The organism is Burkholderia sp. Bp9004 (assembly GCF_003858025.1).
In the GTDB taxonomy this organism is placed as follows: Bacteria; Pseudomonadota; Gammaproteobacteria; order Burkholderiales; family Burkholderiaceae; genus Burkholderia; species Burkholderia diffusa.
This window is the reverse complement of sequence record NZ_QTQD01000029.1, coordinates 21080-42782: the sequence shown is the minus strand read 5'-3', so window position 1 is coordinate 42782 and position 21703 is coordinate 21080. Positions and strand designations below refer to the sequence as shown.

Genomic DNA, 21703 nt, shown 5'->3' with positions numbered 1-21703 from the left:
TGCGCTTGCCTCCCATGTCCATCCCTGTACCTTTTCGATCCCTGCGAGGGTTGACCATCGCGGCCGCTGCATGCTTGCTCGCCGCGTGTTCGACCGCTTCCGACGTGACCACGACGTCGAACCCGAACGTCTTCACCGTGACGACGCGCACGCTCGGCGTGTCGACGACGTGGGCCGACGCCCATGAAAAAGCCGTCAACGAAGCGACCAACTATTGCACGCAGCGCGGCATGCGCGCGAGCCTGAAGCAGGAGTCCGTGACCGGCGGCCGCCGCGTCGACGCGCGCTCGGAACTCGCGTTCGAGTGCCATCCGACCTTCGAGACGGCGTCGAACCCGCGCGGATAAGCGCCGCGTCGCCCGTGCGGCCGCGGCCTGCGCGCCCGCGTTGCTCCGGAAGTGAATCGACCCGCGATGCCGTTGATGGGCATCGCGGGTCGGCGCACGTCCGTCGGCCGCGTTACGCGGGGTGCGCTTCGTACAGCTTCACGCAAGCGGAGAAGTCGAGCGTGCCGAGCCCCTGCTGGCTCATCGACTGATAAAGCTGCTGCGCGAGCGCGCCCATCCACACCGGTTGCCGTGCGCTGCGCGCGGCTTCGGTCGCGAGCCCGAGATCCTTCAGCATCAGGTTCGCGGCGAAACCGCCCGAGTAGCCGCGCGCGGCGGGCGCCGAGTCGTTCACGCCCGGGTACGGGTTATATGCGTCCGAACTCCAGCAGCGGCCGGTCGACGTGTTGATGATGCCGGCCAGCACAGCCGGATCGATGCCGAGCGCGGCGCCGAGCGCCATCGCTTCCGACACGCCCATCATCGAGATCCCGAGCAGCAGGTTGTTGCAGATCTTCGCGATCTGCCCGGTGCCGGTGCCGCCGCAGTGCACGACGTTCTTCCCCATGTCGAGCAGTACCGGGCGGATGCGCTCGAACAGCGCGCCTTCCGCGCCGACCATGAAGGTCAGCGTGCCGGCCTGCGCGCCGCCGGTGCCGCCCGACACTGGCGCATCGGCGAGCGGGAAGTCGCGTTGCGCGGCGGCGTCGGCCACTGCGCGCACGGTGCCCGGATCGATCGTGCTGCAGTCGACGAACGTTGCGCCGGCGCGCGCGCCGGCCAGGACGCCGTCGTCGCCGAGATAAACCGCGCGCACGTGCTGCGCGGCCGGCAGCATCGTGATCACCAGCGACGCGCGGGCGGCCGCCTCACGCGGCGACGCGGCCGCCGTCGCGCCCGCGCGCGTCGCGGCGTCGACTGCGTTCGCGTCGAGGTCGAACACCGTCAGGGCGTGTCCGGCCTTGAGCAGGTTGGCGGCCATGGGGCCGCCCATGTTGCCGAGTCCGATGAATGCAATTTCCATGTACAGGCTCCAGTGTCGACCGGACTTGGCGCTTTAGCGCCTAGTCCGGTCCCATGCTTCGCGGTCGACCGGACTTGGTGCTTCAGCGCTTGGTCCGGTCCCATGCTTCGCGGTCGACCGGACTTGACGCTTCAGCGCTTGGTCCGGTCCCATGCTTCGCGATCAACCGAACTTGACGCTTCAGCGCTTGGTCCGGTCCCATGCTTCGCGATCAACCGGACTTGACGCTTCAGCGCTTGGTCCGGTCCCATGCTTCGCGATCAACCGAACTTGACGCTTTGGCGCTTGGCCCGGTCCCATGCTTCACGATCAACCGAACTAGACGCTTAAGCGCTTCGCCCGGTCCCATGCTTCGCGATCAGCGCAGCGCGATCGTCGTGTTCACGCCGCCGGCCGTCGCGTCGTCGTCGAACCAGCGCGCGGTGACCGTCTTCGTCTGCGTATAGAACTGCACGACCTGCTTGCCGTACGGGCCGAGATCGCCGAGCTTCGAGCCGCGCGAGCCGGTGAAGCTGAAGTAGGGGACCGGCACCGGGATCGGGATGTTGATGCCGACCTGGCCGACGTCGATCTCGCTCTGGAACTTGCGCGCGGCCGCGCCGCTCTGCGTGAAGAGGCCGACGCCGTTGCCCATCGGGTTGCGGTTCACGAGCGCGATCGCTTCGTCGAGCGTGTCGACTTCCATCACGACCACCACCGGCCCGAAGATTTCTTCCGTGTAGATCGACATGTCGGTCGTCACGCCCGAGAAGATCGTCGGGCCGACGAAGTTGCCTTGCTCGTAGCCGGGCACCTTCACGTCGCGGCCGTCGAGCAGCAGCGTCGCGCCTTCCTTCACGCCCGCGTCGATCAGCGACAGGACGCGCGCCTTCGCCGCTTTCGACACGACCGGGCCGACGTCCGTGCCGGTTTCGGCGCCGGCGTTGACCTTCAGCGCCTTCGCCTTCTCGACCAGATCGGGCAGCCAGTCGCGCGCGCGGCCGACCAGCACGACGACCGACGTCGCCATGCAGCGCTGACCGGCCGCGCCGAAGCCCGCGCCGACCAGCGCGTTGATCGACTGCTCGCGATGCGCATCCGGCAACACGACCGCGTGGTTCTTCGCGCCCATCATCGACTGCACGCGCTTGCCGTGCTGGCTGCCGAGGTTGTACACGTGCGTGCCGACGCGCGTCGAGCCGACGAACGAGATCGCCTTGATGTCCGGGTGCGTGCAGAGGCGATCGACCACCGTCTTGCCGCCGTGCACGACGTTCAGCACACCTTGCGGCACGCCGGCCTCGATCGCCAGTTCGACGAGCTGCATCGTCGACAGCGGATCCTGTTCGGACGGCTTCAGCACGAACGTGTTGCCGCACACGATCGCCATCGGGAACATCCACAGCGGGATCATGCCGGGGAAGTTGAACGGCGTGATGCCCGCGCACACGCCGATCGGCTGGCGCAGCGTGTAGGTGTCGACACCGCCCGCGACGTTCTCCGCGAATTCGCCTTGCTGCAGCGTGCCGATCGAGCATGCGTGCTCGACCACTTCGAGGCCGCGGAAGATGTCGCCCTGCGCATCGGGCAGCGTCTTGCCCTGCTCGGCCGTCAGCGTGTGCGCGATCCGTTCGAGATTGCGGCGCACCAGATCCTGGAACTTCAGCATGATGCGCAGCCGCGCGCCGATCGGCGTCGTCTTCCAGGTCTGGAAAGCGCGCTGCGCGGACGCGATCGCGGCATCGACCTCGTCGAGCGTCGCGTACGGCACGCGGCCGATCACTTCCTGCGTCGCGGGGTTGACGATGTCGCCCCATTCGGCGCTTTGCGAATCGACGAACGCGCCGTCGATCAGCAGCTTGGCGGTGGGCAGGGCGAGGGTGGTCTGGGGAACTGCGGCGTTCATGGAACTCTCCGGGAAACGATGGTGCGACGAAAAAGGGGTGGCTTGCGTCCGTCGCGCGTGCAGCCACGGCGGACGGCAAGTCGTATGGAAAACCGGGTAAAGACGGGCCGGCGTATGTCGATGCGTTATGTACGTGCCGGCCGCATCAGTGCGGTACACACGAGCGCGAACACACCGAAGCCGACGAGGTACGCGATCACGTAGTGCGGCTGGCCGCCGCCGGCCTTGAGCAGCGACGTCGCGATCATCGGCGCGAAGCCGCCCCCGATCACGCCGGCGAGCTGCACCGACAGCGAGATGCCGCTGTAGCGGATCTCCGCGGGGAACTGCTGCGCGAACAGCAGCGACTCCGGTGCATAAAGAATCGGGAACACGACGCCGAGGCCGAGCACGATCGCCCACCATGCGTACGACGTCTGCTGCGTGCCGAGCATCATGAAGAACGGTGCCGCGAACGCGCACATCAGCACGAGGCCGATCGCGAACATCCGGCGCTGGCCGATGCGGTCACTGAGATGCCCGCACAGCGGCATCGTGACGAGCGACAGCGCCGCGCCGGCCGTGATCGCGTGCAGCATTTCGGCCTTCGGCAGATGCAACTGCTGCGTTGCATAGGCGAGCGCGAACGTGACGACCATGTAGAACCACGTGTTCTCGGCGGCGCGCGCGCCGACGATCGTCAGCACCTCGCGCGGATGGCGACGCAGCGCGGCCGTCACCGGCGACTTCTCGGCCTTGCCCTGGCGCTGCATCTTCTCGAAGTCCGGCGACTCGGGCACCTTCGCGCGGATGAACCAGCCGAGGCCGACGAGCGCGATGCTCGCGAGGAACGGCACGCGCCAGCCCCACGACAGCATGTCGGCTTCCGGCAGCGCGGCCACCGCGGCCATCGCGACCGACGAGAGGATCAGCCCGAGCCCGACGCCCGTTTGCGGCAGGCTGCCGAACAGCCCCTTGCGACCCTTCGGCGCGTGTTCGACGGCCATCAGCACCGCGCCGCCCCATTCGCCGCCGACCGCCATCCCCTGCAGGAAGCGCATCGCGATCAGCAAGGCGGCGGCCCAGTAGCCGATGCGGTCGTACGACGGGATCAGCCCGATGATCATGCTCGGCACGCCCATCAGCAGCAGCGTGATCATGAGCATCGACTTGCGGCCGATGCGGTCGCCGAAGTGGCCGAATACGATGCCGCCCATCGGCCGCCCGATGAAGCCGACCGCGAACGTGCCGAACGCGGCGAGCGTGCCGACGACGGGGTCCAGCGACGGGAAGAAGATGCGGTTGAACACCAGCGCGGCGGCGGTGCCGTAGAGGAAGAAGTCGTACCACTCGATCGTGGTGCCGGCCATGCTGGCCCAGCCGGCCAGCAGGTAGTGCCTCGCGGTGCGGGCGGGGGCCGGCGTCGCGACGGCTGCATGCTCATCGAGGGTGGATCGTGTCTGCATGGTGTCTCCGTATTTTTTGCCCGCGGCTCATGGTCCGCAGGTCACGGTCGAGTATAGTTATGCGCAGATCCACAATGTACCGACAAGAAAACCGGTTGGATGTGCATTTATGCATATCGACGGCCGGCCCGGAAATTCCTGCCCTTTTTCCCGCAGATGCGACACGCCACCGAGCCGGTTTCCGGCAACCTGAACTGGGACGACCTGCGCTTCTTCCTCGAAGTCGCCCGCACGCAGCGCGCGAGCGGGGCGGCGAAGCGTCTCGGCGTCGACTACACGACCGTCGCGCGGCGCATTCGCGCGCTCGAGGCCGCGATGGGCACGCTGCTGTTCGACAAGTCACGCTCCGGTGGCTTCACGCTGACGGCCGAGGGGCAGCGGCTCGTCGCGTATGCGGATGCGATGGAGACGACCGTGCAGTCCGCGTGCGACCAGGTCGCGAATACCGGCGAGGCGCTGTCGGGCCACGTGCGGATCGGGTCGACCGAAGGGTTTGGCTGCTTTTTCCTTGCGCCGCAGCTTGCGCGGTTTCGCGTCGAGCACCCGCACGTGACGGTCGATCTGCTGCCGGTCCCGCATTTCGTCAACCTGCCGAAGCGCGAGGCCGACCTGGCGATCACGCTCGAGCGGCCCGAACGCGGGCCTTACGTGGTCACGAAGCTGTGCGACTACCAGTTGCGGCTCTATGCGACGCGCGACTATCTGGCGAACCACGCGCCGATTACCTGCACCGACGATCTCGCGCACCATGCGTTCATCAGCTACGTCGACGATCTCGCGTTCAGCAGCGAGCTGCTGTACCTGGAGCGCGCGGTGCCCGGCGCGACCGCCGGATTGCGCACGACGAGCGTGATCGCGCAGGTGTTCGCGGCGTTGCAGGGCGGCGCGCTCGCGATCCTGCCGTGCTTCATGGCGGCCACGCAGCCGGCGCTGGCGCCGGTGCTGCCGGACGACGTGGTGGTCACGCGGTGCTTCTGGCTGACGTGTCGCGAGGACCTGCGCAAGCTGCGCCGCGTGACGGCGCTGTGGGATTACCTGCGCGCGGCGGCGGACGCGAATCGGGCATTGCTGATGGGAGAGTCCGAGCAATTGCGATTCATCGGGGATTGAGCGCGGCGGTGCGTCACGGGCCAACCGTCCCGTGTCGATCAGCTACGACGACGAACTTGACCGGGCCGCGGTGACGCTTGCACGTTCACGTCGCGAACGCCATCCGGGCACGTGGCCGTGCGTCAACCCGGACAACCGAGCCGGTCCGCGAGTTCGTGCAGGTCCTTGACGTCGAAATCCCACGCGCCGTCGGCTTTCAGATCCGTCGTCTGGTTCGGCCCGTGTTCGGTCGGCCGCAGCACGAACGCGGTCGCGAGCCCCAGTTGCCGCGCGGCGGCCAGATCGCCGTTGTGCGCGGCGACCAGGCACAGCTCGGCCGGCGCGACGCCGAGAATCTCGACCGCTTCGGTATAGACCTTCGGCGACGGCTTGTATGCGTGCGCGACTTCGGCGCCGAGAATCGCGTCCCACGGCAGCCCGCCGTGTTTCGCGACGTCGACCATCAGCCGGATGTTGCCGTTCGACAGCGGCGCGATCATGTAGCGCTGTTTCAGCCGCTGCAGCGCGGCGACGGAATCGGGCCATGGATCGAGCCGGTGCCACGCGAGGTTGAGCGCGTCGATCTCCGCGTCGGGCACGCCGTCGATCCCGTAGCGGTCGAGCGTGCGCACGAGGTTCTCGCGATGCAGTACGTCGAGCCGCACGTAGCGCCTGCGCCCGCTGCGGATTTCCTCCATCGACGGCGAATATTCGCGGCGCCATGTATCGGCGAATTCGAACGGATCGCGATCCGGCGCATGGCGCGCCAGGAACGTGGCGGCTTCGCGCGCGACGCCGTTTCTCCAGTCGACGATCGTTCCGAACACGTCGAAAACGAGCGCCTTGATGTCGGCAGGGTTCGTCATGGGATTCCGTGCAGGTCGGTCGGGGGAGGCGATGCGCGGCGGGGTGGCAACGCGCGACGCCGGTTCGAACGACATTGAAGCACGTATCCGCGAACGCGGCTGGCCGTGTCGTCGCGAGTGAAGCGCGCGGTGCGGCATCGAAGGTGCCTGGGAGGGCGGGCACGGCGTCAGACGCGGATCTCGGGCCCGCGCTGGAGACGGCTTACCCGTCGGCGCGCTACCCGCCCGGGCGACCGGCTCGGGCGGGTCAAGTCACGCAGCGCGCGCTTGCGGCCGCGACGCGTATCGGGTCCGCGCCGGAATCAGCTCTTGTCGTACGCGAACTGGATGCCCGCGGTGCCGCCGGTTTCGATGAACAGTTTCATGAACGCGGGAACGGTTTCACTGCGCGCCCAGTCGCGCTGCAGCTCGCAGAACAGCTGCGCGACGCTGATCATCTGGCCGCCGGCCTGCTCGATGCGACGCAGCGCGGCCTCGTGCGCGGCGACCGACGTGCCGCCGACCGCGTCGACGACCACATAGACTTCATAGCCGGCCTTCAGCGCGTCGAGTGCCGGGAAGGTCAGGCATGCCTCGGTCCACAGCGCGGTCATGATCAGTTTCTTGCGGCCGGTGGCCTCGACGGCCTTGCGGAACTCGACGTCTTCCCACGAGTTGATGCTGGTGCGGTCGTAGGTCGGGTAGCCTTCGAGCGCGGCGCGCAACTGCGGGATCGGCGGCTTGTTCAGGCCGGTCTTCACGTTGACGGTCGAGTGGACGATCGGCAGGTTGTACGCGACCGCGGCCTTCGATGCGCCGACGATGTTGTTGATCAGCAGCTGGCGATCCATCGACGCGATGGAGTTCACCTGGACCGGCTGGTAATCGATGACGATGAACGCCGCGTTCTGCGGGGTGAGCAGGTGGTCGTTCGCGGGATCGCGAATCGGTTCGCTTGCCATGGTTGCCTCCAGAGACAGAGCAGGAAGTGGGGGAAATCCCGACGGTCCGGGGGAGTGCCGCCGTGGCGTCGGGATCGTCGTCGCGGCGGTACGCCCGTGCCGTCGCAGACGTCCGATGCGGCTGCACGGCGGCCGAATGCTGCCGGCTTGGCCATCGAATAAAGATGCTATTCGCGCAACAAACGGGTTTCCAGCCCCTTAAAATGCCGTCAGTGTTCTATGAGTGGAACAATCATGGATGACCTGAACGACCTCTACTATTTCGTGAAGGTGGTCGAGCACGGCGGATTCACGCAGGCGGGGCGCGTGCTGAATGTCCCGAAGTCGACGCTGAGCCGGCGCATCGCCGCGCTGGAAGCGCAATACGACGTGCGGCTGCTGCAGCGGACGACGCGTCATTTCACGGTCACGGAAACCGGCCGCGAATTCTACGAGCGCTGCCTCGCGGTGCTGGTTGAAGCCGACGCGGCGCGCGAGGTGATCGAGCGCCGGCACGCGGAGCCGCGCGGGGTCGTCCGGGTGAGCTGCCCGACCGCGCTGCTCGAATATCGCGTGAGCGAGCTCATCGCGCGCTTCATGGCGATCCATCCGGCGGTGCACGTGCATCTCGAAGCGACGAACCGCCGCGTCGACCTGTTGAGCGAAGGCTTCGACCTGGCGCTGCGCGTGCGTTTCCCGCCGCTGGAGGACAGCGACCTCGTGATGCGGATCCTCGCCGACAGCCCGCAGCGGCTGGTGGCCGCGCCGCAGTGGCTGAACGGGCGCGCCGTGCCGACCGAACCGGCCGAGCTGGCCGGCGAACCGAGCCTCGATTGGGGGCCGCCGCGGCATCATGTGTGGCAACTGATCGGGCCGAACGGCGAGCAGGCGCAACTGCGCCATCACCCGCGCTACATCTCCGACGACATGCACGCGTTGCGCGACGCGGCGATGCACGGCGTCGGCATCGTGCAGCTGCCGTGCATGGTCGTCGAGGACGCCCTGCGCGACGGCACGCTGATCGACGTGCTGCCGGGGTGGGCGCCGAAGGGCGGCGTGATTCACGCGGTGTTTCCGTCCCGGCGCGGGCTCCTGCCGCGCGTGCGGTTGCTGATCGACTTCCTCGCCGAACATATCCGCAAGGACTGACGGCGGCGCAATCATCGGACGAATCGGGTTCCGGCGGCAGGCCAGCCGCGACCGCGCGTTAGCCCTGATGCGCAGGGACGCGCAGGGCTGCACGGATTGGTGTTAAATGTATTTTGGTGCGCATCAGGGGCGCGCCGGAATGGGGACGCACCGGGGTCGCTAAGCCCGGCGCGGAAAACGGCACGAAGCATCGCTCACGAATCGGGCGCATCAGACCCGGTTGAACTGACGGCAGGATTCAGCTTGAATACCGAACCGCAAAGTTCTCGCTACAGCCTCGGCCTCGCGGCGGAAGTGCTCGCATCCGAGCAGAGCGTGCTGAGGCTGATCACGCGCAACACACCGCTGCCGGAACTGCTCGTCGAGGTCTGCCGGCGCGCCGAGGCACTGCTCGGCGACGGCGCCTCGTGCACGATCCTGCTGCTCGACACGGACGGCGTGCACGTGCACGTCGGCGCCGCGCCGTCGCTTCCCGCGCAGTACAGCGCGGCGATCGACGGCGCATCGATCGGGCCGGCCGCGGGCTCGTGCGGCACGGCGATGTACGAGCGGCGGATGATCGCCGTCGAAGACATCGAAACCGATCCGCTGTGGGCCGACTTTCGTTCGCTCGCGTTGCCGCTCGGCCTGCGTGCGTGCTGGTCGGTGCCGTTTCTGGACGACTCGGGCACCGTGCTCGGCGCGTTCGCCGTCTATCACCGCACGCCGCGGCGGCCCACCGACGCGGAAACCGACCTGTTGCGCGATATCGGCAACAGCGTCGGCCTCGCGGTGCATCAGGACTCGATCGCGCGGCAGCTCGTGCGCAGCGAGGAACATCACCGCCTGGTCGTCAACAGCCTGAACGAAGGGATTCTCGTCGTGTCGCCCGACGGCGTGGTGGTCGCGAGCAATCCGAGCGCGAACCGGATGATGCGCGTGAAGGGCGACCTCGTCGGCCGCCGGCTGTCGACGGTGATCCTGTACAAGCTGTACGAGGACGGCACGCCGGTCGCGCCCGACGACTGGCCGAGCCGGCGCGCGTTCACCACGGCCATGCCGCAGCTCGACTACACGGTCGGCTTCGGGCTCGCCGACGGCGACGTCATCTGGGTGCGCGGCAACGCGGTGCCGATCGTGAAGCCGGGCGAGACGCAGCCCGAATCGGTGCTCGTGTCGTTTCACGACATCGGCCCCGTGCGCGAAGCGCAGCAGCAACTGCGCTATCTGGCGACGCGCGACGCGCTGACGGGCCTCTACAACCGGCGCTGGCTCTCCGACCGGATGCGCGAGCTGTTCGGCGCGCGCGATGCGGCGGCAGGGTCCGCGCGTGTCGCGATCCTGTTCATCGATCTCGTCGGCTTCAAGAAGGTCAACGACACGGCCGGGCACGACGCCGGCGACACGCTGCTGCGCAGCGTCGCGGCGCGCCTCGCGGCCTGCGGGGGCGGGTGCCATTCGCTCACGCGCGTCGGCGGCGACGAGTTCGTGATCCTCGTCGACGATTGCGACGATCCCGACGCGCTCGCCGTGCTTGCGCGCGAGGTGATCGACACGATCGCGAAGCCGTTCGCGATCGCGAACAACGAGTATTGGCTCGGCGTGTCGATCGGGATCAGCGTCGCGCCGCGCGACGGCGATGATGCGGCCACGCTGATGCGCAACGCCGATTCCGCGATGTACGACGCGAAGCAGCGCGGCCGCAACCACTTCACGTTCTTCACCGCGCAGTTGAACCTGCGCCTGCAGCGCCGCTTCGCGATCGAGCAGTCGCTGCGGCGCGCGATCGCCTCGGATGCGCTGCGGCTGGTCTACCAGCCGGTCGTCGATGCGCGCAGCGGCCGCACGGTCGGTGCCGAAGCGCTGCTGCGCTGGACGAGCCCGGAGCTCGGGCCGATGTCGCCTGCGGAATTCATCCCGGTCGCGGAAGATTCCGGGCTCATCGTCGCGATCGGCCAGTGGGTGCTCGAAACGGCCTGCCGGCAGGCCGCCGAATGGCGCCGCACGATCGCACCCGACCTGATGCTGGCGGTCAACCTGTCGCCGCGGCAGTTCCACGATGGGCTCGTCGAGTCGGTCGACCGCTGCCTCGAACAGACGCGGCTCGATCCGGGCGCGCTCGAACTGGAGATTACCGAAGGACTGCTGATGAACGACACGGACACGGTGCTGCCGATGCTCGAGGCGCTCACGGACATGAACGTGCGGATCTCGGTCGACGATTTCGGCACCGGTTATTCGTCGCTTGCGTACCTGAAGCGTTTTCCGCTGCACAACCTGAAGGTCGACCGTTCGTTCGTGTCGGGCGTGCCCGATCATCGCGACTCCGTCGCGATCACGCAGGCCGTCGTCGCGATGGCTCATTCGCTCGGGATGAAGGTCACGGCCGAAGGCGTCGAAACCGAGGCGCAGTCGTGGTTCCTGCAGCAGATCGGCTGCGACATGCAGCAGGGTTACCTGTTCGGCAGGCCGCTCGATCCGGCCGACTACGCACGCCGGCTCGTCGCCGTCTAGGGGTTCACGCGAAACCGCCGCCGTCCGGTGGGGCAGCGGGAGCCGGCGGTGCGGGCGGCGCATCGACCTCGACGCGATTCTTGCCGTCGTGCTTCGCGCGGTACAGCGCGCGATCGGCCGCCTCGATCAGCGACGTCGTCGGCAGGCTGGCGGCCGGCACGATGCTCGCGCCGCCGATGCTGATCGTCACGTGGCGACCCGTCGACGAGTTCGCGTGCTCGAGCCGCAGCGACTCGACCGCGAGGCGGATCTTCTCGCCGAGCAGCCGCGCGGCGCCCGGCGACGTGGCCGGCATCACGACCGCGAACTCCTCGCCGCCGAAACGCGCGGCGAGATCGCCGGACTGCCCGAGACAGCGTTCGATGGTGGTCGCGACCTGTTTGAGCACGCCGTCGCCCGACACGTGGCCGTACGTGTCGTTGTACAGCTTGAAGTTGTCGACGTCGATCATCAGCAGCGACAGCTCGCTGCGCTCGCGCGTGCCGCGCCGCCATTCGGCGGCCAGATATTCGTCGAGATAGCGGCGGTTCGACAGCCCGGTGAGGCCGTCCGAATGCGTGAGGCGCCGCAGCTCGAGATTGGCCTCCAGCAGTTGCTGCTGCGATTGCCGCAGCGCGCGATAGGCCTCGTCTCGCTGAAGCAGGTTCATGTACGAGCGCGAGTGATAGCGGATCCGCGCGATCAGCTCGATGCGGTCCGGCAGTTTCACGAGGTAGTCGTTCGCGCCGGCCGCGAACGCGGCACTCTTGATCACCGGCTCTTCCTGCGTCGACAGCACGATGATCGGCACGTCGCGCGTCGCCGGATTCGCGCGGTACGCCTTCACGAGGCTCAGCCCGTCGGTGCCGGGCATCACGAGATCCTGCAGGATCACGGTCGGCCGCGTCTCGATCGCGGTCGCCAGCGCGTCGTCCGAGCGCGGGCAGTAGTGGAAGTCGATGCCGTCCTCGTCGACGAGCGCGCGCCGGACGGCTTCCGCGACGATCGTCTGGTCGTCGACCAGCAGGACCATCGCGGGGGCGTCGGCATGCGGCGCGGGTGTCGCGTGCGCGGCGTCGAACGCCGCGTGCAGGCCGCCGGGCGCGCGGGTGAAGTCGCTAGTCATGATTGATGCAGGGTTGCGCCAGGGCAGCGATGGGTGTGACAGGGTTTCATCGGGATCAGATCCGCGCGAGTGCCACCAGCTCGCCCGCGATGCGCTCGAGCGGCAGGATCGCGCGCGCGGCGCCGAGCGTCGCGGCCGCCTTCGGCATGCCGTAGACGGCGCTGGTCGCCTCGTCCTGCGCGATCGTGTGACAGCCCTTCATTCGCAGTGCCTTCAGGCCGATCGCGCCGTCGCGTCCCATGCCGGTGAGCAGCACGCCGATCACGCGGCCCGGCCAGCGCTCGGTCAGGCTGTTGAAGAACACGTCGACCGACGGCCGGTACGGCGTGGCGGCCGGTTCGCGCGTGTATTCGAGCGTGCCGGTGCGCGTGATGCGCAGGTGATCGTCGGTCGCCGCGAGCAGCGCGACGCCCGGCTGAGGGCGGTCGCCTTCGTGCGCGACGCGCACGGTCAGCGGCGTCTGGCCGTCGAGCCATTGCGCCATTCCTTCGGCGAACGCGCGGTCGACGTGCTGGACGATCACGATCGGCGCGCTGAAGTCGGCCGGCAGGCTGCCGAGGATCGACGCGAGCGCGCCGGGGCCGCCGGCGGATGCGCCGATCGCGATCAGCGGGCCGCCGCTCGCGCGCGAGGCCGTGCCGGCCGCGCGGACACCGCCGGGTGCCTCGAGCAGCCGGCCGATCTGGTCGATCTTCGCGAGCAGCAGCTGCGCGGTGTCGCCGCCCGTGGCTTCGCCGAGGCGCGGCGTGTCGACCGCATCGAGCGCGCCGGCGCCCATCGCTTCGAACACGCGCCACGCGTTCGCGCCGATGCAGCTCGTCACGATCAGGATCGCGCACGGGCGGCTGGAACGCATGATCCGCCGCGTCGCCTCGACGCCGTCGAACTTCGGCATGATCAGGTCCATCAGCACGACGTCGGGCGGTTGCGCGGCGCACAGTTCGACGGCCTGCGCGCCGTCGGTCGCGACCCACAGCACGCGATGCTCGGGCCGGCGCGCGAGCGCACGGCGCATCGCCTCGACGGCAAGCGGGAGGTCGTTGACGATGCCGATGTTCACAAGCGGGATACTCCGGTCGGTTCGTAGTGTTGGATGTGGGCCGGGTTCATGAAAGGCAGCGCCGGTCGGCGCCGCCGAACGGCATCGGCGGGCGGACGGCACGGAATTCTTTTGGACTGGCGACGCCCCGAATGCTGTCATGCGGCGCGAGCGGCGGCAATCGAAAAAATTGCGCATTGCGTCGGTTCCGACCCTTTCCTCGATGGCCAGGTGCATTTCTTGCCGCCCGGGACGCCGGACAGCGATGTGCCGGATGATGCGGCCGCGCGGCAATCCGTCGCCGACGCGTTCGTGACGGCGGGAAGTGCGGCGCCCGGCACGGGCGCACGCGCAGGCACCGGCGAGCCGGCCGCGAGCAGGCCGGCGCACCGCGCCCGGTGCGCGTTCAGTCGTTCAATGGCTGCGGGCGTACCCCTGGATCAGCGCGCGCATCATCCCTTCGACCGTTGCGTCGAGCAGGTCGGCTTCCTGCTCCGATTCCTCGACGAGCGCGGCATAGGCGGTCGCGAGCGTCACGCGATCGACTTCATGGCGTTGTTCCATCAGCGTCACCATCCCGTCCTTCGCCAGATGAGCGGAGAACGCGCGGCTGCCGATGGTCTGGAATACGTCAATCATGGCGGCTCTCCCGAACGTTGCGATGCCTTCCAGTGTAGTCGGCGCACCGACGCTCCGCCATGCGCGGCGGGGCGCGGGCCGGCCCCGGCACGCCGGCCGGAATCGTGCGTGCCGCGCGCGCGTTGCCGCCGCCCGCCGCCCGCCGTGAATCGTCCCGCCGAAACACCCCGGACACACGGGCGACGCAACGTGGCGCTGATTTCAACGTTTACCCGAAGCCTCAAATTGTCGACTTTTTATCGATAAAGTCTCGTGTTAGATTTTTCCGCCTGAAGCCGGTCGAAACCGGGCGGGCGGCGCGCCTTCACGGCGCCGCGCATCCATCACAAGGAGGGGCAATGCTGGTGCTGATTGGGGTGCCGATCGTCGTGATCGGTTTCGCGCTGCGCTTCAACGCGCTGCTGGTGGTCACGATCGCGGGACTTGCGACAGGGCTGGCGGGCGGGCTGAATCTCGTCGACATCGTCAGCGCGTTCGGCAAGGCGTTCACCGAAAACCGCTACATGGGGCTGATCTGGCTCACGCTGCCGGTGATCGCGCTGCTCGAGCGCAACGGGCTCAAGGAGCAGGCGAAGCGGATGATCTCGCGCGTGCAGGCGGCCACCACGGGCCGCGTGCTGATGCTGTACTTCGTGCTGCGCCAGGTGACGGCCGCACTCGGCCTCACGTCACTCGGCGGCCATGCGCAGATGGTGCGGCCGCTGATCGCGCCGATGGCCGAGGCCGCCGCCGTCAACCGGCGCGGCGAGCTGCCGGAGTCGGTGCGCCAGCAGATCCGCGCACACGCGTCGGCCGCCGACAACGTCGCCGTGTTCTTCGGCGAGGACATCTTCATCGCGATCCAGTCGATCCTGCTGATCAAGGGCTTTCTCGAGCAGAACGGGATCTCCATCGAGCCGCTGCACCTGTCGGTGTGGGCGATTCCGACCGCGATCGCCGCGCTGCTGATCCACTGCGCGCGCCTCGCGCTGCTCGACCGCCGGCTGGCGCGCGGCTGCGGCCTGCTGGCGCAGGAGGGCGCGCGATGATCGGCCTCGAATCGCTGTACACGCTCGCGGGGCTGATGTTCGCCGCATTTGCATTCTTCAACCTGACCGATCGCACGAACCCGCGCCGCGTCGTCAATTTCGCGTTCTGGGCGATCTACGCGCTCACGTTCCTGTTCGGTGCGCTGCTGCCGCATTTCGTGACGGGCTGCCTCGCGATCGCGCTCGCGGTCATTGCCGGCTCGGGCAAGCTCGGGCGCGGCAAGTCCGACGAAGCCGGGGAGGCCGCGGCCCTGCGACGCGAGACGCTCGCACAGCGTTTCGGCAACAAGCTGTTCCTGCCCGCGCTGCTGATTCCGGTCGTCACGCTGATCGGCACCTTCGCGCTGAAGCACGTGCCGTTCGTCGACCAGAAGAGCGTGACGCTGATCTCGCTCGTGCTCGGCACGCTCGTCGCGTTCGCCGTCGCGCTCGCGATGCTGCGCGATTCGCCGGTGCATGCGGTGAAGGAGGCTCGCCACACGATGGACGCGGTCGGCTGGGCCGCGATCCTGCCGCAGATGCTCGCGGCGCTCGGCGCGCTGTTCGCGGTCGCGGGCGTCGGCGGCGTGGTGTCGGGGCTCGTGAAGGAGTGGGTGCCGATCGATTCGCCGTTCGCGGTGGTCGCGGCCTACACGGTAGGCATGGCGCTGTTCACGATGATCATGGGCAACGGCTTTGCCGCGTTCCCGGTGATGACGGCCGGCATCGGCCTGCCGCTGATCGTCCACCAGTTTCACGGCAACCCGGCGATCGTCGGCGCGATCGGGATGCTGAGCGGCTTCTGCGGTACGCTGATGACGCCGATGGCCGCGAACTTCAACATCGTGCCGGCGGCGCTGCTCGAGCTGAAGGACAAGAACGGCGTGATCAAGGCGCAATGGCCGACGGCCGTGCTGCTGCTGGCCGTGAACACGCTGCTGATGTACGCGTTCGCTTTCCGCTTCTGAGTCCGCTTGTGACTCCGCTTCTGACCCGATGGACGAGATGCTCATGACCGACCGACTCACACCCGAACTCGCCTCGACATTCGCGTCGCTCGCACTCGCGCACCTGACCCGCGAATACCCGAACAAGCTCACGCATTCGCTCGAAGGGCCGCACGACGTGCAGGCGCCGCGCGCGCTGCACCCGATCTTCTACGGCAGCTACGACTGGCACTCGTGCGTGCACGGCTACTGGCTCGTGCTGCGCGTGCTCGAACGCTATCGGGCCTTGCCCGAGGCCGAGCGAATCATCGCGATCGTCGATGCGCACTTCACCGATGCGAACGTCGCCGGCGAGCGCGCGTATCTCGCGCTGCCGCACAACGCCGGCTTCGAGCGGCCGTACGGCTGGGCGTGGCTGCTCGCGCTCGCCGCGCAGCTCGAGCGGCTCGCGCTGAAGGGCGCGCTGCCGCAGGCCGCGCGCTGGGCAAAGACGATGGCGCCGCTCACCGACCTGTTCGTGGCGCGCTTCGAAACCTTCCTGCCGAAAGCGACCTATCCGCTGCGCGTCGGCACGCACTTCAACACCGCGTTCGCGCTGGCGCTCGCACTCGACTTCGCGCGCGACACGCAGCGCGACGGGCTTGCGGCGCTGATCGTCGATACCGCGAAGCGCTGGCACCTGAACGACGTCGCCTGCCAGGCGTGGGAGCCGTCGGGCGACGAATTCCTGTCGCCGGCGCTGATGGAAGCCGAGCTGATGCGGCGCGTGTTGCCGGCCGCCGAATTCGACGGCTGGTTCGCGCGTTTCCTGCCCGATCTTGCGCGCGGCGAGCCGGCGACGCTGTTCGAGCCGGCAACGGTCAGCGATCGCAGCGACGGCAAGATCGCGCACCTCGACGGGCTGAACCTGAGCCGCGCGTGGTGCCAGCGTTCGCTCGCCGGCGCGCTGCCGGAAGGCGATGCGCGACGCGCGAAGCTGCTCGATGCGGCCGACCGGCATCTCGCGAGCGCGCTCGCGCACGTGGCCGGCGACTACATGGGCGAGCACTGGCTCGCGACGTTCGCGGTGCTCGCGCTGGAGGCGTAGCGCGCGAAACCCCGCCGGCGGCAAGGTCTTCGGCGCGCGGCTATACTCGCCGCTCGGGTTGTATCGCGCGGCATGCGTTGCGCGATGCGGCCATCCGTTTCGTTGCCGCCTCGCCATGGACAAGCTCATTTCCTATATCGCCGCGATCCACGGGCTCGCGGGCCCGGTGTCGATCGTGTCGCATGCAACGTCGCACGAGCGCTGGACCGACGACGATGTCGAGGTCACGCGCGACGAAACCGAATACCGCTTCGACAACGGCGCGATCGTGCGCCGCTCGGTCGAGCAGGACCGCGCGCCGTCCGATCTGCTGTGCGCCGAATGCTGGATCGATTACGACGTGCTCCGCCATCCCGATGCGCAACCGATCGGCCCGACGCGGATGACGTTCGACAATGCATGCCGTGAAACCTTCTGGCTGCGTTATCACCTTGTGTGACCGCGTGACCGCGTGACCGCGCATAGCCTCTTCACCCCGGCGGCGCGCCATCGCTCGCATGCAACAGCGGCGCGAGCCGCGTAGCCGCCTCCCGCATCTTCGGCACGTTCTCCAGTAAATCGTTGAGTGTCGCGCGCGCGGTCGGCGCATGCACGGCGAGCGCCGCGAGCACGCGACCGCTTGCGGCATCCTTCACCGGCACCGCAACAGCCACCATCCCGCGCACGAATTCCTCGTTGTCGATCCCGACGCCGCGCGCCGCGAGCCGGTCAAGCTCGGCCGCGAGCAACTGCGCGTCGGTCAGCGTCCGGTAGGTCATCTTCTTCAGCGTGAGCCGCGCGAGCATCGCGTTGCGCTCCAGCGCATTCATCTGCGACAGGAACAGCTTGCCGCTCGCCGTGCAATGCAGCGGCACGCGCATGCCGGGCCGCATCTCGAGCCGCAGCGGCTCGGTCGTCTCGACGCGTTCCACATACAGCACCGTGTCGCCATCGAGCGCGGTGAGGTTGCAGGTTTCGCCGAGCACGTCGACGAGCGCACGCAGCACCGAGCGGCAGCCGCGCGTGAAGGTGTTGTTCGACAGCGCCGCGAGCGCGAACTGCGCGGCGCGCGGGCCGAGCGCGATGCCGCGGTCGTGGCCGCGCGAGTCGGGCATGTGGATCACGTAGCCGCGCGTTTCGAGCGACTCGATCAGGCGCAGCAGCGTCGCCTTTGGAATGCGCAGCCGCGCGGCGAGCTGCGACAGCGTGTACGGCTGCCCGGCCGACGCGAGCGCTTCGAGCACGGCGAGGGCGCGCAGGACGCGCGCGTCGTCGGCGAGCGCGCCATCGGGCGGCGCGGGGGCGGTTTCGCGCATGTGTCTCCTCCATCGGGATCGGCGTGCGTCCCGGGATGGTGTGCGATGGAAATGAAACGAATTGAACGGTTTTTGTACCACATTCGCGCCGTGGACAATAAATCGGCTTGTATGCGTTCCGTGTGCTCAATAAATTTGGACAAAACATACCGGATTTTTCCAATACCCCGGGACGGAGACACGTATGACACGCAGCTTCGACTATGTGGTGGTTGGCGCGGGATCGGCCGGTTGCGTCCTCGCCAACCGGCTGTCCGACGGCGGCCGCCATACGGTGTGCCTGCTGGAAGCAGGCCCCGCCGACAACTACATGTGGATCCACGTGCCGATCGGCTACGGCAAGACGATGTTCCACCCCGTGTACAACTGGGGCTTCCACACCGATCCCGATCCGAACATGCACAACCGCCGCCTGTACTGGCCGCGCGGCCGCACGCTCGGCGGCTGCAGCTCGATCAACGGGCTGATCTACGTGCGCGGGCAGCAGCAGGACTACGATCACTGGGCCGCGCTCGGCAATCGCGGCTGGAGCTGGCGCGAGTGCTTGCCGTATTTCCGCAAGCTCGAACACAACACGCTCGGAGAGGGGCCGACACGCGGCACCGGCGGCCCGCTGTGGGCGTCCGTGATCCGGCAGCGGCACGAACTCGTCGATGCGTTCGTCGCCGCATCGAACCGGCTCGGCGTGCGCACGGTCGACGATTTCAACACGGGCGATCAGGAAGGCGTCGGCTATTACCAGCTCACCACGCGCAACGGACTGCGCTGCTCGACGGCGGTGGCCTACCTGAAGCCCGCGCGCGGGCGGCCGAACCTGCATGTCGAAACCGATGCGCAGGCGCTGAAGGTGCTGTTTGACGGCGCGCAGGCGTCCGGCGTGCGCTATGTCCAGCATGGCAAGGTTCGCGAGGTGCGTGCGTTGCGCGAGGTGATCCTCGCGGCCGGCGCGCTGCAATCGCCGCAACTGCTGCAGGTGTCGGGCGTCGGGCCGGCCGCGCTGCTGAACCGGCACGGGATTCCGGTCGTCGCCGATCGCGCGGGCGTTGGCGAGAACCTGCAGGATCATCTGCAGATTCGTCTGATCTACGAAGTAACGAAGCCGATCACGACCAACGACGAACTGAATTCGTGGGTCGGCCGCGCAAAGATGGGGCTGCAATGGGCGCTGTTCCGCGGCGGCCCGCTCGCGATCGGCATCAACCAGGGCGGCATGTTCTGCCGTGCGCTGCCGGACGAATCGGCGACGCCCGACATCCAGTTCCATTTCTCGACGCTGTCGGCCGATTCGGCGGGCGGCAGCGTGCATGCGTTTCCCGGCTGCACGTATTCGATCTGCCAGCTGCGGCCCGAATCGCGCGGCACCGTGCGAATCCGCACCGACGATGCGCGCGACGCGCCGTCGATCCAGCCGAACTATCTCGACATCGAGCGCGACCGCCGCACGACGGTGGCCGGCGTGCGCTTCGCGCGGCGCGTCGCGGCGGCCGAGCCGATGGCGCCGCTGATGAAGCGCGAGGTGCGGCCGGGCGCGGACGCGCAGACGGACGACGAACTGCTCGAGTTCTGCCGCGAATACGGGCAGACGATCTTCCATCCATCCGGCACCGCGAAAATGGGCGTCGCGAGCGATCCGCTCGCGGTCGTCGACGAGCGGCTGCGCGTGTACGGCACGCGCGGGTTGCGCGTGGTCGACTGCTCGATCATGCCGACCCTCGTATCGGGCAATACCAACGTGCCGATCGTGATGGTCGCCGAGAAGGCGTCCGACATGATCCTCGAGGATGCACGCGCGGTCGATCGCGGCCGCAGCGCTGCACCGGCCGCCGAGGCGCTCGCGTAAGGCATCGCCGCCCATCCACCCGCGCGGCCCGTGCTCCTGCGCCCGGACGGCCGCCGCGCGTTTATCGATGCCCCCGCCGGCACGGCGCCGGGGCAGGTTGCGGCGCATCCTTACCTGGAGAAGCTCGCATGGCAATCGATTCCCGGGTCGTCCGACGCGTGGCCGCGGCCAGCGTGATTGGCGCGACCGTCGAGTGGTACGACTTTTTCCTGTACGGCGTGGTCGCCGGCATCGTGTTCGACAAACAGTACTTTCCGGCCGGCGACGCGTTCGTGTCGACGATGCTCGCGTATGCGACGTTCGCGGTCGGCTTCGTCACGCGGCCGCTCGGCGGCCTGCTGTTCGGCCATCTCGGCGACCGCGTCGGGCGCAAGTCCGCGCTGATCCTGACGATGCTGATCATGGGTGTGTCGACGGCCGGCGTCGCGTTCCTGCCGACCTACGCGCAGATCGGCATGTGGGCGCCGGTGCTGCTGCTGACGCTGCGCGTGCTGCAGGGCATCGGCCTGGGCGGCGAGTGGGGCGGCGCGGTGCTGATGGCCTACGAGTACGCGCCGCCGCACCGGCGCGGGCTGTATGCGAGCCTGCCGCAGATCGGGCTCGCGATCGGGCTGTGTCTCGCGGCCGGTGTGGTCGCGGCGCTGTCGCGTGCGTTGCCGGACGCCGCGTTCCTGGCGTGGGGCTGGCGCGTCGCGTTCGCGGCATCGCTGCTGCTCGTCGCGGTCGGCTTCTACATCCGCACGCGCGTGGCCGATACGCCCGAATTCGTCGCGCTCAAGCGCCAGCGGCGCGATACGAAGCTGCCGATCGTCGAACTGCTTGGAAATTATCGTCAGGCGATCCTGCTCGGGATGGGCGCACGCTACATCGACGGCGTGTTCTTCAACGTGTTCGCGGTGTTCTCGATCGGCTACATGACGCGCAACCTGTCGATCTCGCGCGGCGACGCGCTGCTCGGCGTGATGAGCGCGGCGGTGGTGATGTGCGTGTTCATCCCCGTGTTCGGCAGCCTGTCGGACCGGCTCGGCCGCGCGCGTGTGTACCGATGGGGCGCGACCCTGTGCGGGCTGTCGGTGCTGCCCGCATTCTGGCTGCTGCAGACGCAATCGACGAACCTGCCCGCCGTGTGGCTCGCGCTGGTGATCCCGTTCGGGATCTTCTACGCGATGGCCTACGGGCCGGAGGCCGCGCTGTTCGCGGAGCTGTTCGACGCGAACGTGCGTTACACGGGCATCTCGTTCGTCTACCAGGTGTCGGGCATCTTCGCGAGCGGCCTGACGCCGATCGTCGCGACCGCGTTGATGCGGGTGAACGGCGGTGCGCCGTGGCTCGTCGGGGTTTACGTGATGTTGTCTGCACTCCTGTCGATCGTGTCCGCGCGGGCGATCGAGAAGCGCGGCGGCGTGGCCGGCGTCGCGGCGCGCGCGATGTGATGGCGGGCAGGGTGGATGGGATGGGGTGCGGCGCGGGGTCGTATCGGCGGCGCGGTCGTCGGTCGGTGCCGCGTCCGTGCCGCTGACCGTTGCCGTCGGCCGGTCAGCCGGTTG

At 68.3% G+C, this 21703-nt stretch carries 19 protein-coding genes; 10 read left to right on the top strand and 9 right to left on the bottom strand.

The window, feature by feature from the left end:
• Positions 1 to 14 precede the first annotated feature (14 nt).
• Positions 15 to 347, top strand: a complete 333-nt coding sequence (locus DIE08_RS26685; protein WP_059524879.1) for a hypothetical protein — start codon at positions 15 to 17, stop codon at positions 345 to 347.
• A 112-nt stretch (positions 348 to 459) separates the two neighbouring features.
• Here the strand turns inward: DIE08_RS26685 and mmsB are convergent, their stop codons facing one another.
• The 3 genes from mmsB to DIE08_RS26670 form a co-directional block, all read right to left on the bottom strand.
• A complete protein-coding gene (mmsB, locus tag DIE08_RS26680) occupies positions 460 to 1350 on the bottom strand; it encodes a 3-hydroxyisobutyrate dehydrogenase (protein WP_124904494.1) in 891 nt (296 codons plus the stop codon).
• A gap of 358 nt (positions 1351 to 1708) precedes the next feature.
• Positions 1709 to 3235: a CoA-acylating methylmalonate-semialdehyde dehydrogenase gene (locus DIE08_RS26675; protein WP_124904492.1), complete on the bottom strand. Its 1527-nt coding sequence runs from the start codon at positions 3233 to 3235 to the stop codon at positions 1709 to 1711.
• A gap of 125 nt (positions 3236 to 3360) precedes the next feature.
• Positions 3361 to 4680 carry an MFS transporter gene (locus DIE08_RS26670; RefSeq protein WP_124904490.1) on the bottom strand — a complete coding sequence of 440 codons (1320 nt, stop codon included), beginning with the start codon at positions 4678 to 4680 and terminating at the stop codon, positions 3361 to 3363.
• Between the two features lie 156 nt (positions 4681 to 4836).
• Here DIE08_RS26670 and DIE08_RS26665 point away from each other — a divergent pair, with 156 nt between their 5' ends.
• Complete coding sequence (locus DIE08_RS26665; RefSeq protein ID WP_124904488.1) at positions 4837 to 5790, top strand: LysR family transcriptional regulator; 954 nt, start codon at positions 4837 to 4839, stop codon at positions 5788 to 5790.
• A gap of 122 nt (positions 5791 to 5912) precedes the next feature.
• Here the strand turns inward: DIE08_RS26665 and DIE08_RS26660 are convergent, their stop codons facing one another.
• On the bottom strand, positions 5913 to 6635 hold the full coding sequence (locus DIE08_RS26660) for a haloacid dehalogenase type II (protein ID WP_059598787.1): 723 nt from the start codon (positions 6633 to 6635) through the stop codon (positions 5913 to 5915).
• A 302-nt stretch (positions 6636 to 6937) separates the two neighbouring features.
• On the bottom strand, positions 6938 to 7576 hold the full coding sequence (locus DIE08_RS26655) for a hydrolase (RefSeq protein ID WP_059679170.1): 639 nt from the start codon (positions 7574 to 7576) through the stop codon (positions 6938 to 6940).
• 234 nt (positions 7577 to 7810) lie between these two features.
• Here DIE08_RS26655 and DIE08_RS26650 point away from each other — a divergent pair, with 234 nt between their 5' ends.
• The gene (locus DIE08_RS26650) at positions 7811 to 8704 is read left to right on the top strand and encodes a LysR substrate-binding domain-containing protein (RefSeq protein WP_124904486.1); all 894 of its coding nucleotides are present in this window, start codon (positions 7811 to 7813) and stop codon (positions 8702 to 8704) included.
• Between the two features lie 243 nt (positions 8705 to 8947).
• Positions 8948 to 11197, top strand: a complete 2250-nt coding sequence (locus DIE08_RS26645) for a bifunctional diguanylate cyclase/phosphodiesterase (protein ID WP_124904484.1) — start codon at positions 8948 to 8950, stop codon at positions 11195 to 11197.
• A 4-nt stretch (positions 11198 to 11201) separates the two neighbouring features.
• Here DIE08_RS26645 and DIE08_RS26640 read toward each other — a convergent pair whose 3' ends face one another.
• The 3 genes from DIE08_RS26640 to DIE08_RS26630 all read right to left on the bottom strand — a co-directional run bounded on the left by DIE08_RS26640 (position 11202) and on the right by DIE08_RS26630 (position 13980).
• Positions 11202 to 12302, bottom strand: coding sequence for a diguanylate cyclase (locus tag DIE08_RS26640; RefSeq protein WP_124904482.1), 1101 nt, complete (start codon positions 12300 to 12302; stop codon positions 11202 to 11204).
• 55 nt (positions 12303 to 12357) lie between these two features.
• Positions 12358 to 13362, bottom strand: coding sequence for a chemotaxis response regulator protein-glutamate methylesterase (locus DIE08_RS26635; protein WP_124628337.1), 1005 nt, complete (start codon positions 13360 to 13362; stop codon positions 12358 to 12360).
• 393 nt (positions 13363 to 13755) lie between these two features.
• Positions 13756 to 13980: a hypothetical protein gene (locus tag DIE08_RS26630; protein WP_039357299.1), complete on the bottom strand. Its 225-nt coding sequence runs from the start codon at positions 13978 to 13980 to the stop codon at positions 13756 to 13758.
• Between the two features lie 338 nt (positions 13981 to 14318).
• Here DIE08_RS26630 and DIE08_RS26625 point away from each other — a divergent pair, with 338 nt between their 5' ends.
• From DIE08_RS26625 to DIE08_RS26610, 4 genes are all read left to right on the top strand, one after another.
• Positions 14319 to 15008: a DUF969 domain-containing protein gene (locus tag DIE08_RS26625; RefSeq protein WP_059598793.1), complete on the top strand. Its 690-nt coding sequence runs from the start codon at positions 14319 to 14321 to the stop codon at positions 15006 to 15008.
• The gene (locus DIE08_RS26620; protein ID WP_124904480.1) at positions 15005 to 15955 is read left to right on the top strand and encodes a DUF979 domain-containing protein; all 951 of its coding nucleotides are present in this window, start codon (positions 15005 to 15007) and stop codon (positions 15953 to 15955) included. The genes DIE08_RS26625 and DIE08_RS26620 overlap by 4 nt, the downstream gene beginning before the upstream one ends.
• 43 nt (positions 15956 to 15998) lie before the next feature.
• Positions 15999 to 17021, top strand: a complete 1023-nt coding sequence (locus tag DIE08_RS26615; protein WP_124628331.1) for a DUF2891 domain-containing protein — start codon at positions 15999 to 16001, stop codon at positions 17019 to 17021.
• A 115-nt stretch (positions 17022 to 17136) separates the two neighbouring features.
• Positions 17137 to 17460, top strand: a complete 324-nt coding sequence (locus tag DIE08_RS26610; protein ID WP_124904478.1) for a hypothetical protein — start codon at positions 17137 to 17139, stop codon at positions 17458 to 17460.
• 31 nt (positions 17461 to 17491) lie between these two features.
• Here the strand turns inward: DIE08_RS26610 and DIE08_RS26605 are convergent, their stop codons facing one another.
• Positions 17492 to 18316: an IclR family transcriptional regulator gene (locus DIE08_RS26605; protein WP_059598796.1), complete on the bottom strand. Its 825-nt coding sequence runs from the start codon at positions 18314 to 18316 to the stop codon at positions 17492 to 17494.
• 184 nt (positions 18317 to 18500) lie between these two features.
• Here DIE08_RS26605 and DIE08_RS26600 point away from each other — a divergent pair, with 184 nt between their 5' ends.
• Both DIE08_RS26600 and DIE08_RS26595 read left to right on the top strand, forming a co-directional pair.
• Positions 18501 to 20156 carry a GMC family oxidoreductase gene (locus DIE08_RS26600; RefSeq protein ID WP_124904476.1) on the top strand — a complete coding sequence of 552 codons (1656 nt, stop codon included), beginning with the start codon at positions 18501 to 18503 and terminating at the stop codon, positions 20154 to 20156.
• Between the two features lie 128 nt (positions 20157 to 20284).
• Positions 20285 to 21589 (top strand): MFS transporter, encoded by a 1305-nt coding sequence (locus DIE08_RS26595; protein ID WP_124904474.1) that lies wholly within the window; start codon positions 20285 to 20287, stop codon positions 21587 to 21589.
• Positions 21590 to 21703 lie beyond the last annotated feature (114 nt).